Raw genomic sequence first — 16,318 nt, 5'->3', positions numbered from 1 at the left:
ATGTCAACATATCTGGCGTTGACTTTTGGCACGCTGTTGAGTTCTCAAGGAACGGACACTTCCTTCAGGCGGCCTTCCGACCGACCCTCCGGGCATTCGTTTCAATGTTACTGCGTTCTTTCGTGTTTCCAGCTTATCAGATGTTTTCCGCTCCGTTTTCCGGAGTTTCATTCATTCCGATTCGCTTTGGCCTTTCGGCGCTCCCGAACTCTATCAGAGTTTCTCGGCCTGTTTTCCCCGCCCCATTCGAACGAATTCGAATTCGGAGCGAAGCCGCACGACCGTGGGGCAACCCGGAGAACATTACGCACCGGGCTGCCCCAGGTCAAATCAGGTCGGTCAGACCTCGACGACGACCGGGAGGATCATCGGGCGGCGCCGGTAGTTGTCGGCGACCCACTTGCCGACGGTCCGGCGGACCAGCTGCTGAACCTGGCGGACCTCCAGGACGCCTTCCCCGGCGGAGCGGTTGAGGGCTTCCTCCAGCTTGCCGGCGATGGACGCGAATGCCGCGTCGTCGATGCCGGAGCCGCGGGCCTGGAAGGTCGGGCCGCTGACCATCTTGCCGTTGGTGGAGTCGACCACCACGAAGACGGAGATGAAGCCCTCTTCGCCGAGGATCCGGCGGTCCTTGAGCGAGGCCTCGGTGATGTCGCCGACCGAGGAGCCGTCCACGTAGACGTAGCCGGCCTGGACCTTGCCGGCGATCCGGGCGACGCCCTTCTCCAGGTCGACGCAGACGCCGTCCTCGGCGATGACCACGCGGTTGCGCGGGACGCCGGTGGCGATGCCGAGGTCGGCGGCGGCGCGCAGGTGGCGCCATTCGCCGTGGACCGGCATCAGGTTCTTCGGCTTGCAGATGTTGAAGAAGTACAGGAGCTCGCCGGCCGAGGCGTGGCCGGAGACGTGCACCTTGGCGTTGCCCTTGTGGACGACCTTGGCGCCCCAGCGGGTGAGGCCGTTGATGACCCGGTAGACGGCGTTCTCGTTGCCGGGGATCAGCGAGGAGGCGAGGACGACGGTGTCGCCCTCGACGATGCGGATCTGGTGGTCGCGGTTGGCCATCCGGGACAGCGCGGCCATCGGCTCGCCCTGGGAGCCGGTGCAGATCAGCACCACCTCCTTGTCGGGGAGGTCGTCGAGGGTCTTGACGTCGACGATCAGGTTGCCGGGGACCTTCAGGTAGCCGAGGTCGCGCGCGATGCCCATGTTGCGGACCATCGAGCGGCCGACGAAGGCGACCTTGCGCTTGTACTCGTGCGCGGCGTCCAGGACCTGCTGGATGCGGTGCACGTGGCTGGCGAAGGAGGCGACGATGATGCGCTTCTCCGCGTTGGCGAAGACGTTGCGCAGCGCGGCGGAGATGTCGCGCTCGTGCGGGATGAAGCCGGGGACCTCGGCGTTGGTGGAGTCCACCAGCAGGAGGTCCATGCCCTCTTCGGCCAGCTTGGCGAAGGTCGGCAGGTCGGTGAGGCGGCCGTCCAGCGGGAGCTGGTCCATCTTGAAGTCACCGGTGGCGACGACCATGCCCGCGGGGGTGCGGACGGCGACGGCCAGGGCGTCGGGGATGGAGTGGTTGACCGCGATGAACTGGCAGTCGAAGGGGCCGATCCGCTCGCGGTCGCCCTCGGCGACCTCCAGGACGTAGGGGCGGATGCGGTGCTCGGCGAGCTTGGCCTCGATCAGGGCGAGGGTGAGCTTGGAGCCGATCAGCGGGATGTCCGGGTTCTCCCGGAGGAGGAAGGGGACGGCGCCGATGTGGTCCTCGTGGCCGTGGGTCAGGACGATGCCGTCGATCTTGTCGAGGCGGTCCCGGATGTAGCTGAAGTCGGGGAGGATCAGGTCGACGCCGGGCTGCTCGTCCTCGGGGAAGAGCACGCCGCAGTCGATGATCAGGATGCGGTCGCCGTACTCGAGGACCGTCATGTTGCGGCCGATCTCGCCGAGACCGCCCAGCGGGGTGATGCGGAGGGCGCCCTCCTTGAGTGCGGGGGGAGCGCCGAGTTCGGGGTGCGGGTGGCTCAAAAGACTCTCCTCACGACGCACGCCATATGCCCGGAGGGTTCTTCCCCCGGCGGCATATGGCGTGCGTCCATCGTGGTTACCTGACTGCCGATTTGCCGCGCGCCTTCGGTCCCGGTCCAGCGGCGGACCTGGTGGGGTCCGGCGAGCCGGGGACGCGCACGTCTGTTGTTGGTTACAGGTGTACCCCGCCGGCGGCGAGATCCTCCTTCAACCGGGCGATCTCCGCGTCCGTGGCGGAGACCAGGGGCAGCCGGAGCGGGCCGGCCGGGTGTCCCTGCAGGTTCAACGCCGCCTTGGAGAGAATCACTCCCTGGGTGCGGAAGATACCGGTATAGACCGGCAGCAGCGACTGGTGGACGGCGAGCGCCTTGGCGTGGTCGCCGGCGACGAACGCCTCGATCATGGCGCGCATCTCGGCGGCGACGACGTGGCCGACCACGCTGACCACGCCGACGGCTCCGACCGAGAGCAGCGGCAGGGTCAGGTTGTCGTCGCCGGAGTACCAGGCGAGGCCGGTGTCGGCGATGGCGCGGGCGGCCGCCGCGACGTCGCCCTTGGCGTCCTTGTTGGCGACGATCCGCGGGTGCTCGCCGAGGCGGACCAGGGTGTCGTGTTCGAGCGCGACGGCGGCGCGGCCGGGGATGTCGTACAGCATCACCGGCAGCTCGGTGGCGTCGGCGATCGCGACGGTGTGCCGGTACAGGCCCTCCTGCGGCGGCTTGCTGTAGTACGGGGTGACCGCGAGCAGGCCGTGGGCGCCGGCGGCCTGCGCCTGGCGGGCGAGTTCGACGCTGTGGTGGGTGTTGTTGGTGCCGACGCCGGTGATGACGTGGGCGCGGTCTCCGACCGCCTCGACCACGGCCCGGACCAGCTGGGCCTTCTCCGCGTCGGTGGTGGTGGGCGACTCGCCGGTGGTGCCGTTGAGCACCAGGCCGTCGTTCCCGGAGTCCACCAGGTGGGCGGCGAGGCGCTGGGCGCCGTCGAGGTCGAGCTCGCCGTCGGCGGTGAAGGGGGTGACCATCGCGGTCAGGACCCGGCCGAAGGGCGTCTGCGGTGTGGAGGTCGGAGCCATGGGTCCAAAGCTACTCGTAGGGCGGTGGTCGACAGCCACGCAGGTCCAGGGTTTGGACAGTCCTGGGGGTCGCGGGCCGGGCCCGACATGGGATTCCGGTGCTGCGCGCTCGGGGGTTCACGCAGCACCGGAATCCGTGCCCCGAGCGTATGGAGCGGCCGAGAACGCCGCAATCCGGGCATCTGGGACAAGTCCGTCCATCTGCCCGTCCACGCAGGTCAGCGGCCGGTTCGCGGGCCGCCTGCGGCAGGCCGCACGGGTGAGCACGGCCGGGCCGGGGTCCGACGGTCCGTCAGACCCCGGCCGCGGGGTCGGACGTCAGACCTTGCGCCAGCCGGGGACCCAGGCGCCGTCCTCGACGGTGTAGTCGCCGAACAGCGAGGGCGCCTCCTTGACCATCAGCTCGCCGATCTTGCCGAACAGCAGCCGGATCTCCTCCTCGGCGCCCGGCGCGGTGCGGTTCTCGATGACGTGGCGCAGGGTGCGCACGTTCGCCGTCCAGACCAGGCCGGTGGCCAGGCCCTCGGGGGCGAAGCGGCGCATGAAGGAGGTCTTCTCCTTCTTCTCGTGGAACTTGACGCCCTCCTCGTCCAGCCCGAAGTGGTCGGCCATCCAGTGCTGGAACTCCTCGATCTGCTGCATCAGGCCGGTGGCGCGGCCCATCAGCTCCTCGTCCTGCTGCGCCCACTCGGGGAACCAGAACGGGATGTCGTCGAGGCGGACGAAGCGCAGCGACTCCTGGGAGACCGCGACGCCGGCCCGGTGGCGGACCAGCTCGTGGGTGACCACCCGGCTGACGTTGTGCAGCACGAAGGTGAAGGAGACGTGCTCCAGCACCGAGCCGTGGGCGCTGGCCAGGATGTTCTTCAGGTAGACGTCCTGGTCGGTGCGGACCTTGGTGACGTTCGGGTTGAGGCCCGGCTTCCACGAGCGGTAGCAGATCCGGCCGGCGAACTCGGCGAGGTTCTGGGCGTCGTCCAGGTCGCCGCGGTCGACCCGCTCCAGCCAGCTCTCGCCGCCGACGTCCTGCAGGTAGGCCGCGACCTCGTCGTAGTCGAGCTCGGGGCGGGCGATCAGGTGGACCTGGGGTTCGACTGCGCGCATGGGTGATGTCCTGGCTGTTCGGGGGCGGTACAGGTCAGTTTACGGCGGTGGCCGTGGAGTGCCGGTCGTGCAGCTTGATGGCGTGCTGCATGGCCTTGCGGGCGCGCGGTACGTCACCGGCGTCGGCGTAGGCGACGGCGAGCCGGAAGAAGTTCCGCCAGTCGGTGGGGTCGGCCTCGGCCTCGCGCTTGCGGCGGGCGAACACGGCGTCGGCGGAGACCCGGTCGATCCGGCCGCCGCCGGTGCGCTTGAGCTCGTCCACGGGCAGGCCGCCCTCGGCCTCCAGCTCACGGGCGAGCCGCTCGCTGGCCCGGCCGAAGCGGACGGTCTGGCGGAGGAACCAGACCCCGATCACCGGGATGACGAAGGCGCACACGCCGATGCCGATGCCGAGCGGCTTGCCGGTGGCGACGAGCTGGACGCCCTCCCCCACGCAGACCACGCTGACCAGCAGCAGGACGCCGGAGAGGATGAAGAAGCCGGTACGAGAGGTCATGTCACAGGTCCAGGAAGTGTTCCAGGCCGAAGGTCAGGCCCGGGTGGTCGGCGATCTTCCGCACGCCGAGCAGGATGCCGGGCATGAAGCTGCTGTGGTGCATGGAGTCGTGCCGGATGGTCAGCGTCTCGCCGGTGTCGCCGAACATCACCTGCTGGTGGGCGAGCAGGCCGCGCAGCCGCACCGCGTGCACCGGGACGCCGTCCACGTCGGCGCCGCGGGCGCCGGGCAGGCTGTGCGTGGTCGGGTCCTGCTGCGGGGGCAGGCCGGCCTCGGCGCGGGCGGCGGCGATCAGCTGCGCGGTGCGGGTGGCGGTGCCGGACGGGGCGTCGGCCTTGCGGTCGTGGTGGAGCTCGACCACCTCGACGGACTCGAAGTACTTCGCCGCCAGCTGGGAGAACTTCATGCCGAGGATCGCGCCGATGGAGAAGTTCGGGGCGATCAGCAGGCCGAGCTCCGGGGCGTCGGCGAGCAGGCCGCGGACGGTCTCCAGGCGCTCCTCGGTCCAGCCGGTGGTGCCGGTGACCACGTGGATGCCGTTGCGCAGGCAGTAGTCGAGGTTGCCCATCACCGAGTCGGGGTGGGTGAGTTCGACCGCGACGTCGACCCCGGCGTCGCCGAGTTCGGTGAGCTTCGAGCCACGGCCGAGGGCGGCCACCAGCTCCATGCCGTCGGCGGCCTCCACGGCCTTGACGGCCTCCGAGCCGATCCGGCCCTTGGCGCCGATCACGGCGACGCGCAGCGTCATGTCAGTTGTCCTTCCGGGCGAGCAGGCGAGCGGGCAAGCGGGCAAGCGGGCGAATCAGGCGAGCAGGTCGGCCAGCTTGGCGGCCCGCCGGTCGTTGATCGGGCCGATCAGCGCGAGCGAGGGCCGGTGCGCCCCCAGCACATCACGGGCGACGGCGTGCACGTCGTCCAGGGTGACCTCGGCCATCTTGCGCAGCATCTCGTCCACCGACAGGTGGTGGCCGTAGGAGATTTCGGCCTTGCCGATGCGGTTCATCAGCGAGCCGGTGTCCTCCATGCCGAGCACGGTGGAGCCGGAGAGCTGGCCGATCGCGCGGTGCAGTTCCTCCTCGGTGATGCCGTCCTCGACCACCCGGGCGAGTTCCTCGCGGCAGATCTTCAGCACTTCCTCGACCCGCTTGGGCTGGCAGCCGGCGTAGATGCCGAACAGGCCGGTGTCGGCGTACGAGGACGAGTAGGAGTACACGGAGTACGCCAGGCCGCGCTTCTCCCGGACCTCCTGGAACAGCCGGGAGCTCATGCCGCCGCCGAGGGCGGCGTTGAGCACGCCCAGCGCCCAGCGGCGCTCGTCGTGCCGCGGGATGCCGGGGACGCCGAGCACCAGGTGGGCCTGCTCGGTGGGGCGGTTGAGGACGGCGGCCTTGCCGGAGGTGCGGACCGGCTTGACGCCGCGCCGGACCTCCGCGGGGTGGCCCTTGGACTTGGCCAGCACCTGCGCGAACGCCTTCTCCACCAGCTTGACCACCTTGGCGTGGTCGAGGTTGCCGGCCGCCGCGACCACCAGGTTCTCCGGCTTGTAGCGGCGGTGGTAGAAGCCCGCGATCTGGTCGCGGCTCAGCCCGGACACGGTCTCCTGGGTGCCGAGGATCGGGCGGCCGAGCGGGCCGGTCCCGAAGATCACCTTGGCGAACAGGTCGTGCACCACGTCGCCCGGGTCGTCCTCCGCCATCGCCATCTCTTCCAGGATGACGCCGCGCTCGGACTCCACGTCCTCGGGCCGGATCAGCGAGCCGGTGAGCATGTCGCACACCACGTCGATGGCCAGCGGCAGGTCGGTGTCGAGCACCCGCGCGTAGTAGCAGGTGTTCTCCTTGGCGGTGAACGCGTTCATCTCGCCGCCGACCGCGTCCAGCGCGGCGGAGATCTCCAGCGCGTCGCGCCGGGCGGTGCCCTTGAAGAGTAGGTGCTCCAGGTAGTGCGTGGCGCCGTTCAGCACCGGGGTCTCGTCCCGGGAGCCGACGCCGACCCAGATGCCGAAGGTGGCGCTGCGCACCGTCGGGAGGGTCTCGGTGACGACCCGCAGGCCGCCGGGGAGCACGGTGCGGCGGACAGTGCCCGCGCCGCCTTCGGTGCCCTTGAGCAGGGTCCGGGTGGTGCCGGGGCGCTGCTTCGCCGCCGAGGCCTGGGCCACGGGTGTTCCTTCCAGCTACTGCTTCACGAGGAGAGCTTCACGAACTGCACGAACTGCATGAACTGCAGGTACTTCACGAACAGGGCGCGGCCCGCACGCGCCGGATGGGGCGTGCGGGCCGCAGGGTGTTACCGGGGTGTCACTCGGAGGCGGCCTCGCCGCTCTCCTCGCCCTCGATGACGGGGATCAGCGACAGCTTGCCGCGCGGGTCGATCTCGGCGATCTCGACCTGCACCTTGGCGCCGACGCCGAGCACGTCCTCGACGTTCTCGACGCGCTTGCCACCGGCCAGCTTGCGGATCTGCGAGATGTGCAGCAGACCGTCCTTGCCCGGCATGAGCGAGACGAAGGCGCCGAACGTGGTGGTCTTCACCACGGTGCCCAGGTAGCGCTCGCCGACCTCCGGCATGGTCGGGTTGGCGATCTGGTTGATCGTCGAGCGGGCGGCCTCGGCGGCCGGGCCGTCGGCGGCACCGATGTAGATGGTGCCGTCGTCCTCGATGGTGATCTCGGCGCCGGTGTCCTCCTGGATCTGGTTGATCATCTTGCCCTTGGGGCCGATGACCTCACCGATCTTGTCCACCGGGATCTTGATGGTGATGATCCGCGGCGCGTTCGGGGACATCTCGTCGGGCGAGTCGATGGCCTCGTTCATCACGTCGAGGATGTGCAGGCGGGCGTCCCGGGCCTGCTTCAGCGCGGCGGCCAGCACGGAGGCCGGGATGCCGTCGAGCTTGGTGTCCAGCTGCAGGGCGGTGATGAAGTTGCGGGTACCGGCGACCTTGAAGTCCATGTCGCCGTACGCGTCCTCGGCACCGAGGATGTCGGTGAGCGTCACGTAGTGGGTCTCACCGTCGATCTCCTGCGAGATCAGGCCCATGGCGATACCGGCGACGGCGGCCTTCAGCGGCACACCGGCGTTCAGCAGCGACATGGTGGACGCGCAGACCGAGCCCATCGAGGTGGAGCCGTTGGAGCCCAGCGCCTCGGAGACCTGGCGGATCGCGTAGGGGAACTCCTCGCGGGTCGGCAGGACCGGGAGGATCGCGCGCTCGGCGAGGGCGCCGTGGCCGATCTCGCGGCGCTTCGGCGAACCGACGCGGCCGGTCTCGCCGACCGAGTACGGCGGGAAGTTGTAGTTGTGCATGTAGCGGCGACGGGTCTCCGGGGAGAGCGTGTCGAGCTGCTGCTCCATGCGCAGCATGTTCAGCGTGGTGACGCCCAGGATCTGGGTCTCGCCGCGCTCGAACAGGGCCGAGCCGTGCACCCGCGGGATGGCCTCGACCTCGGCGGCCAGGGTGCGGATGTCGGTGACGCCGCGGCCGTCGATGCGGACCTTGTCCTTGATGACGCGCTCGCGGACGATCTTCTTGGTGAGCGCGTTGTAGGCGCCGCTGATCTCCTTCTCGCGGCCCTCGAACTCCGGGAGCAGCTTGTCGGCGGCGACGGCCTTGATGCGGTCCAGCTCGTTCTGGCGCTCCTGCTTGCCCGCGATGGTCAGCGCCTTGGACAGCTCGTCCTTGACGGCGGCGGTCAGCGCGGCCAGCACGTCGTCCTGGTACTCCAGGAAGCGCGGGAACTCGCCGGTCGGCTTGGCGGCCTGCTTGGCCAGCTGGGCCTGCGCGGCGCACAGCACCTTGATGAACGGCTTCGCGGCCTCCAGGCCGGCGGCGACGATCTCCTCGGTGGGGGCGTCGGCGCCGCCCTCGACCAGCTTGATGGTCTTGTCGGTGGCCTCGGCCTCGACCATCATGATCGCGACGTCGCCGTCCGGCAGGACGCGACCGGCGACGACCATGTCGAAGACGGCCGACTCCAGCTCGGAGTGGGTCGGGAAGGCCACCCACTGGCCGTTGATCAGCGCGACGCGGACGCCGCCGATCGGGCCGGAGAACGGCAGGCCGGCCAGCTGGGTGGAGGCGGAGGCCGCGTTGATGGCCACCACGTCGTACAGGTGGTCGGGGTTCAGCGCCATGACGGTGACGACGACCTGGACCTCGTTGCGCAGGCCCTTGACGAAGGACGGGCGCAGCGGGCGGTCGATCAGGCGGCAGGTGAGGATCGCGTCCTCCGACGGCCGGCCCTCACGGCGGAAGAACGAGCCGGGGATGCGGCCGGCGGCGTACATCCGCTCCTCGACGTCCACCGTCAGCGGGAAGAAGTCGAAGTGCTCCTTGGGCTGCTTCGAGGCGCTGGTGGCCGACAGCACCATGGTGTCGTCGTCCAGGTAGGCCACGGCGGAGCCGGCGGCCTGACGGGCCAGGCGGCCGGTCTCGAAGCGGATGGTGCGGGTACCGAAGCTGCCGTTGTCGATGACGGCCTCGGCGTAGAAAACGTTCTCTTCCACCTGGAAGATCTCCTCTTTTGTACGTCTCCCCAGGAGCGCCGCTGCGCTTGCCTGCCGTGGCCCGGGCAGTTGGGCCGGTCTTCGATCGAAGCCACCGGGTCCGTCCCCGCGTGTCGGGGGTTCCGGCGGCCACTACCGAGGACCGGCGCCTTTCGGCGTGCGGCGGCGTCTGCGTGTGGACGCTCCTGCGGTGCGGGCGGCTTCCGTTTGAAGCCTTGTCGGCCCGCAAGGGCGGGCATGCCCTTTACCTTACAAATTCACACCCTATCGAGCGCGGCTTTAAGGCGAGCTGTTCGCGGGGTGCGGTCGCGAGGTGGCGCGGAAAGCGCCGAAGGGCGGCTCCCCGGTGAGGGGAGCCGCCCCTACGAGCGGTGTCAGCGGGCGCCGCCGGCGGCACCGCGGCGGATGCCGAGGCGGTCCACCAGGGTACGGAAGCGCTCGATGTCCTTCTTGGCCAGGTACTGCAGCAGGCGGCGACGCTGGCCGACCAGGATCAGCAGGCCACGACGCGAGTGGTGGTCGTGCTTGTGGAACTTGAGGTGCCCGGTCAGGTCCGAGATGCGGCGGGAGAGCATGGCCACCTGAACCTCGGGAGAGCCGGTGTCGCCCTCCTTCTGGCCGAACTCGGCGATGATCTGCTTCTTGACGTCAGCGGCGAGGGCCACGGGCATCTCCTTAGGTGTGTGCCGAGTGGCCCTGGTCGAAAGCACAGGGCCTGACAGAACTCGGACGGATCAACGATACCAGCGCGGCTCAGCCGGTCGCGCCGCGCACCACGTTGTAGATGTTGAGCACGGCCAGCGCCAGCGGCACCAGGGCGATCAGCATCAGGCTGTCGACCATGTCCAGGATGCGGCCCCAGAACGGGGACACACCGGAACGCGGGACGATCAGCGCGATCGCGATCATGATCGCGGCGCCGGCCGCGATGGACGCGGACAGCCACACCGTGCGCAGTTCGCCGGTGTCGCTGCCGCCGAGGGCCGCGGCCGCCGCCAGGTGCATCGGGGTGTGCAGGGCCAGGCCGAGGATCAGCAGCGACAGGCCGGCCAGGCCGGCGATGGTGAGCGCGAACACCTGGGCGGTGTAGCGGAACAGCCGGGCGCGCAGCATGGTCGTGACGCCGATGGCCAGGGCCAGCAGTTCGGCCCAGCTGCGGTCGCTGAAGCCGAGCACGGTGCAGGCGCCGACGATGGTGGTGGCGGCGCCGCCGACCAGGCCGACCAGCACCTCGTGGCCGCGGCGGGCCTGGGCGGCGATCCGCTCGTACTGGACGGTCTCGGCGCTGGCGGTCTCCTCGCCGTAGGCGGTGCCGCGGGTGCGGGCCTGGCCGGGGGCGCTGAAGCCGACGGGCAGGCGGGCGAACCGGGCGGACAGCGCGGGCAGGAAGCCGACCGCGGCGACCGCGGCGACGCCGGTGACAGCGGCGATGTCGGTGATCGCGGTGCCGGACATCAGCACCGCGGCGAAGGTGGCCAGGGTGCCGGCGGCGGCGACGAAGGCGGCGGCGACGAACACCGAGTCCTTCTCCGGCAGCAGGCCGACCAGCAGGACGGAGACCACCAGCACGGTGACGCAGCCGACCAGGAACTGGAGCCGGCCGGGGCCGTCGCCGGCGCCCGGGACGTCGATGATGCCGGAGCCGGCCAGCATGGCGTGCGGCAGCGCGCCGAGGCCGAGCGCGAGCGCGGCGATGTGGTCGTCGTAGACCCGGGCGCGGACGGCGGCGTAGGTCACCAGCACGACGGCGGTGACGCCGGCCAGGATGCCCGGCAGGCCGAACATGTTGTGCCGCAGGTCGGAGAACCACAGCGCGAACGCCAGCAGGGTGAGCAGCACCGTGCCGGAGATCAGGCCGAAGGCCCGCATCAGGTCGGGGCTCCAGAACCTGCGGTCGGCCTCGACCGCCGAGGCGATGGCGTCGGCAACGTCGTCGTAGACGGCCGGCGGCAGCGACTCGGAGAACGGGCGAAGGCTCAACAGGTCACCGTCGCGGACCTGTTGGGCCGCCAGCGGAAGTCCGCTGTCGAGCACGGTGCCGTCCCGCCGCACCAAATGGAACCCGGTCGGTGTTCCGTCCACCTGGGTCTGCCCGGAGAGCCGCAGCACTTCCGGGTAGATGTCGGCGAGCGGGACGTCCTCCGGCAGGGCGACGTCGATCCGGCTGTCCGGTGCCACCACGGTGACCCGGCAGAAACCGGTCGTAGCGTTTGTGCTCACCGGCCCTCTCCCCCTCGTTGGCTGTGTCGGCAAGTCTGCTGACCACTCGTCGACCGGCTCCGGAACTGTCACGGCCCGAACGAGAGTTGGCGCGGCGTCACCTTACCCCCTCGGCGCAAGGACGCACTGCGTCGGGGGCGTGGACGGGGCGCGGGCGGCGCGTGCGGGTGGAGGCGGTGCGCAGGCGTGCCGGGGGTTGTGTGTTGACGCCCGGTCGGAACCCTGCCGGTGGCCGACCCCGTGGACGAACGGCTTGCCCAGCGCAGTAGGATCGGCCCCTGCGCACGGCGTACGGGGGCGGCGATCGAAGACGCGACAGCCCCGCACGCCTGCGGTTCGGCGGAGCGGGGGCGGCGTCATCACACGGGGCGCCCTCACCGTACGTATCCAGATGCGTGAGGGCGGATTGTGAGCGAGCGATGGGGGTGCCCCCGACTCTGTGCCCGGGGAGGGCGCACCGTTGACGACGGGGAGTCGCGCGCTGCGGCTGTCGCTGGGGGCGGGGTGATGGCGTGAGTACGGTGACGGTCAAGCGTCCGCCGCGGGCGTTCCCGCCTCCGGTGTCGGAGGAGCCGGTCGAGCTGGTTCCGCCGCCGGAGTTGCCGCGGGGCGGTGGCGAGGACTGGATGATGTCGCTGCTGCCGCTGCTCGGCATGGGCGGTTCGGCGGCGTTCTTCTTCTCTCCGGGCGCACAGGGCCCGATGAAGATGATGGGTGTCCTGATGGTCGCGTCGACCGCCGCGATGGCGGTGGCGCAGATCGTCAAGGCGCGCAAGGGCGGTAGCGCGGCCACCTCGGACGAGCGCCGCGACTACCTGAAGTACCTGCAGCAGAAGCGCCGCGAGGTGCGTCGCACGGCCGAACGGCAGCGCGGGGCGCTGCTGTTCACCCACCCGGAGCCCGACCAGCTGTGGTCGATCGTGGCCGAGGGCCGCCGGCTGTGGGAGCGCCGGCCGACGGATCCGGACTTCGCACAGATCCGGGTGGGCCTGGGCCCGTTGCAGCTGTCGACGCCGCTGGTGGCGCCGCAGACCGCGCCGATGGACGAGTTGGAGCCGCTCGCCGCGGAGGCGATGGGCACCTTCATCAAGACCCACGGCACGCTGCAGGACCTGCCGCTGGCGGTCTCGCTGCGCGCCTTCTACCACATCACGGTGTGCGGCGACCCGGACTCGGTGTACGGCAACGTCCGGGCGATGGTGGCCCAGTTGGCGACCCTGCACTCCCCCGAGGACCTGATGATCGGGGTGGCCGCCGCGCCCGGCGCGGTGGAGGAGTGGGAGTGGGCGAAGTGGCTGCCGCACACCCAGCACCGCAAGGACAGCGACGGCGCCGGTTCGCGGCGTCTGATCGCCTCCGGGCTGGGCGAGCTGGAGGAGCTGCTGGCCAACGAGCTGGCCGGCCGCAAGGGCTTCTCCCGTGACAGCACGCCGAGTTCGGACCAGCCGCACCTGGTGGTCATCATGGACGGCGCCTCGGTGCCGGTCGACTCGGTGATCGCCGGTCCGGAGGGCGTCCAGGGCGTCACCGTGATCGAGGTCGTCCCGGGTGACCTGGACGAGCCGAACGGCCACCTGGTGATCACCGTCGGCAAGCACGAGCTGCTGCTGGAGGCCGCCTCCGGTGCCAGCTACCCGGGCAAGCCGGACACCCTCTCGGGGTGGCAGGCCGAGGCGCTGTCGCGGCAGTTGGCGCCGTTCCGGGCGTCCGCGGGCGGCGACGACAGCGACCCGTCGCTGGTCTCGATGGACTTCACCGAGATGATGCACACCGGCGACCCGGGTTCCTTCGACCCGGCCCGGCACTGGCGTCCCAAGCCGATCCGCGAGAAGCTGCGCGTCCCGCTGGGCGTCGGCAGCAACGGCGAGTACGTCTGGCTGGACATCAAGGAAGCCTCGCTGGAGGGCATGGGCCCGCACGGCATGTGCGTCGGCGCGACCGGTTCCGGCAAGTCCGAGGTGCTCCGCACCATCGTGCTGGCGCTGGCGGTCACCCACTCGTCCGAGGTGCTGAACCTGGTCCTCGCGGACTTCAAGGGTGGTGCGACCTTCGCCGGTATGGCGGAGATGCCGCACACCGCGGCCGTGATCACCAACCTCGAGGGCGAAGCCACCCTGATCGACCGCATGCGCGACGCGATCGAGGGCGAGATGAACCGCCGCCAGGAGCTGCTGCGCGCGGCGGGCAACTACGCGAACATCAACGAGTACGAGCGGGCCCGCACCGCGGGTGCGCCGCTCGACCCGCTGCCCTCGCTGCTGATGATCATCGATGAGTTCTCCGAACTGCTCACCGCGAAGCCGGACTTCATCGACCTGTTCATCCAGATCGGCCGTATCGGCCGTTCGCTCGGTATGCACATGCTGCTGGCCTCGCAGCGACTGGAGGAGGGCAAGCTCCGCGGTCTGGACACCTTCCTGTCCTACCGACTGGGTCTGCGCACCTTCTCGGCCGCCGAGTCGCGGGCCGCGATCGGTGTCCCGGACGCCTACCACCTGCCGCCGATCCCCGGCGTGGGCTACCTCAAGTTCGGCTCCGACGTGATGGAGCGCTTCCGGGCCGCGTACGTGTCCGGCAAGTACCGTCCGCCGGGCCAGCAGCGCGCGGTCGGCGGCCGGGTGGTCACCGCCCAGCCGGTGCTGTTCACCGCCGCCGAGGTCGAGATCATCGAGCCCGAGGTGGAGGAGATCCTTCCCGACCCGTCGGACGAGGAGGAGAAGGACGACGCGCTGCTGGACACCATGCTCGACGTGTTCGTCCAGCGCATGATCGGCCAGGGCCCGCCGGCCCACCAGGTGTGGCTGCCCCCGCTGGAGGCGCCGCCGTCGGTGGACAGCCTGCTGGAGCCGCTGCAGGTCAGCCCGGAACGCGGTCTGACCCCGGCGTCCATCACCCAGGGCAACCTGATCGTCCCGGTCGGCATCGTCGACAAGCCGCGCGACCAGCGCCGCGACGTGATGTACCTGAACTACTCGGGCGCGGCCGGCCACGGCATGATCGTCGGCGGTCCGCAGTCCGGCAAGTCCACCATGGTGCGCACCATCGTGACGGGCTTCTCGGTCACCCACACCCCGGTCGAGACGCAGTTCTACCTGCTCGACTTCGGCGGTGGCGGCTTCGGCTCGCTGGCCGACCTGCCGCACGTCGGCGGCGTGGCGGGCCGACTGGACGTCGAGAAGGTCCGCCGCATGATCAGCGAGGTGCACGGGGTGCTCAACCGCCGTGAGGAGCTGTTCCGCGCCCAGGGCATCGACACCATCGCCACCTACCGCACCCGCCGTGCCAACGGGCAGCTGCCGGACGAGAGCTTCGGCGACGTGTTCCTGTTCATCGACGGCTGGCTGATCTTCAAGCAGGAGTTCGAGGTCCTGGAGCCGGTCATCGGCGACATCGCGCAGCGAGGTCTCGGTTACGGCGTCCACGTGGTGATCACCGCGGCCCGCTACGCCGAGATCCGCCCGGCGCTGAAGGACCAGCTGCAGAACCGCGTCGAGCTGAAGCTCGGTGACTCCATGGAGTCCGAGATCAACCGCAAGGTCGCGGTGAACGTGCCGGCGATCCCGGGTCGTGGTCTGACCCATGAGCAGCTGCACTTCCTGTCCGGTCTGCCGCGCATCGACGGCGCCGGCACCACCGAGGACCTGGTGGACGGCGTCGCCGACATGGTCAGCCAGATCAACGCGGCCTGGACCGGCCCGCGCGCCCCGCAGGTGCGCATGCTGCCGGCCGTGCTCGACGGCAACTCGCTGCCCAAGGGCTTCGAGCACCCCGAGCTGGGTGTCGCGTTCGGTGTCGACGAGGTCGAGCTGGCGCCGGTGTTCGTCAACTTCGAGACCGACCCGATGTTCGTCATCTTCGGCGAGAGCGAGTCCGGCAAGTCGGCGATGCTGCGCATGCTGATCAAGCAGATCACCGAGCGGTACACCCCGGACCAGGCCGGCATCGTGATCGGCGACTTCCGCCGCTCGCTGCTGGGCGTGGTTCCGCCGGAGTACCTGGTGGAGTACGCGGCTGCCGCGCCCGCCATGTCGGCGATCGTGGAGATGCTGCGCGGCGCCTGCTCGCGTCGTCTGCCCGGTCCGGACGTCACCCCGGAGCAGCTGCGCAACCGCAGCTGGTACCAGGGCAAGGACATGTTCGTGATCGTGGACGACTACGAGCTGGTCGCCACCCAGTCGGGCAACCCGATGGCGCCGCTGGCGGAGTTCCTGCCGTTCGCGCGCGACATCGGTCTGCGTCTGATCGTCGCCCGCAACGCGGGTGGCGCCGGCCGCTCGCTGTTCGAGCCGGTGATGCAGCGCATGCGCGAGCTGGGCGGCCAGGGCCTGATCCTCTCCGGTGACAAGGGCGAGGGCGCGCTGCTGGGCACCGTCAAGCCGCAGCCGCAGCCGCAGGGCCGTGGTGTGTTCGTCTCCCGCCGCATGCAGGCGGGTCAGACGGTGCAGACCGGTTGGCTGCCGACCCTGCAGTAGCCCTCGGGCGAGAATCACTCAGTGTGACCAACAGGGCCGGGTTCCGGAAGGGATCCGGCCCTTTGGCATCCCAGGGGCCGGACGGTGCCATAACGTTATGTTCTGATTTTTAGGCTCTTCCTTCGGTTCCCGTACCCGTGTGACCGGTCGGCCTGGGTTTTCGGGCCCCCAGCCGTGTCGGCGCCATGCCTTTGAATCGGAGTTGCGCAGATCACTTCACCTTCGATTCAAGCGCAGTTCACCAGAGTTGCCTGGCGGGAATCAAGCACCCAGTCGGCCACTCGGCTGTGTTCCGTAGGAAAAACCGGCTTATGACAACGGATTCCGCAGCTCATCGCGCGTTGACGATGCCAATTCATCCAGGCAACCTGGCGCATCGGGAGCGATAGAGAACCACACCCGCGAGAACGTGTTTCGGAGGCGA

10 protein-coding genes are annotated in these 16,318 nt (G+C 69.9%); 1 reads left to right on the top strand and 9 read right to left on the bottom strand.

From position 1 onward, the window contains the following. Nucleotides 1-339 precede the first annotated feature (339 nt). The 9 genes from ACIHEI_RS34635 to eccD all read right to left on the bottom strand — a co-directional run bounded on the left by ACIHEI_RS34635 (nt 340) and on the right by eccD (nt 11,422). Entirely contained in the window at nt 340-2,025 is a 1,686-nt protein-coding gene (locus tag ACIHEI_RS34635; protein WP_392956103.1) for a ribonuclease J, read from the bottom strand. Nucleotides 2,026-2,197: 172 nt separating this feature from the next. Further along, nucleotides 2,198-3,097 (bottom strand): 4-hydroxy-tetrahydrodipicolinate synthase, encoded by a 900-nt coding sequence (gene dapA / locus ACIHEI_RS34630; RefSeq protein ID WP_392956106.1) that lies wholly within the window; start codon nt 3,095-3,097, stop codon nt 2,198-2,200. A gap of 318 nt (nt 3,098-3,415) precedes the next feature. Further along, nucleotides 3,416-4,201 (bottom strand): FAD-dependent thymidylate synthase, encoded by a 786-nt coding sequence (gene thyX, locus ACIHEI_RS34625; protein ID WP_035866708.1) that lies wholly within the window; start codon nt 4,199-4,201, stop codon nt 3,416-3,418. 34 nt (nt 4,202-4,235) lie between these two features. Further along, nucleotides 4,236-4,697, bottom strand: a complete 462-nt coding sequence (locus ACIHEI_RS34620; protein ID WP_387868454.1) for a hypothetical protein — start codon at nt 4,695-4,697, stop codon at nt 4,236-4,238. Nucleotide 4,698: 1 nt separating this feature from the next. After that, nucleotides 4,699-5,445, bottom strand: coding sequence for a 4-hydroxy-tetrahydrodipicolinate reductase (dapB, locus tag ACIHEI_RS34615; RefSeq protein WP_396609534.1), 747 nt, complete (start codon nt 5,443-5,445; stop codon nt 4,699-4,701). 54 nt (nt 5,446-5,499) lie between these two features. Beyond that, complete coding sequence (locus ACIHEI_RS34610) at nt 5,500-6,855, bottom strand: M16 family metallopeptidase (protein ID WP_392956112.1); 1,356 nt, start codon at nt 6,853-6,855, stop codon at nt 5,500-5,502. A gap of 139 nt (nt 6,856-6,994) precedes the next feature. Further along, complete coding sequence (locus tag ACIHEI_RS34605) at nt 6,995-9,202, bottom strand: polyribonucleotide nucleotidyltransferase (RefSeq protein ID WP_387649651.1); 2,208 nt, start codon at nt 9,200-9,202, stop codon at nt 6,995-6,997. Nucleotides 9,203-9,576: 374 nt separating this feature from the next. Further along, nucleotides 9,577-9,867, bottom strand: coding sequence for a 30S ribosomal protein S15 (rpsO, locus tag ACIHEI_RS34600; protein WP_387649654.1), 291 nt, complete (start codon nt 9,865-9,867; stop codon nt 9,577-9,579). Between the two features lie 88 nt (nt 9,868-9,955). Continuing rightward, a complete protein-coding gene (gene eccD / locus ACIHEI_RS34595) occupies nt 9,956-11,422 on the bottom strand; it encodes a type VII secretion integral membrane protein EccD (protein WP_387649657.1) in 1,467 nt (488 codons plus the stop codon). Between the two features lie 512 nt (nt 11,423-11,934). Here eccD and eccCa point away from each other — a divergent pair. Next, nucleotides 11,935-15,894, top strand: a complete 3,960-nt coding sequence (gene eccCa, locus ACIHEI_RS34590) for a type VII secretion protein EccCa (protein ID WP_396609533.1) — start codon at nt 11,935-11,937, stop codon at nt 15,892-15,894. Nucleotides 15,895-16,318: the final 424 nt, after the last annotated feature.

Source organism: Kitasatospora sp. NPDC051984, assembly GCF_044593455.1.
Lineage (GTDB): Bacteria > Actinomycetota > Actinomycetes > Streptomycetales > Streptomycetaceae > Kitasatospora.
The sequence above is the reverse complement of the archived record's forward strand: the minus strand, read 5'-3'. Positions and strand labels throughout refer to the sequence as shown.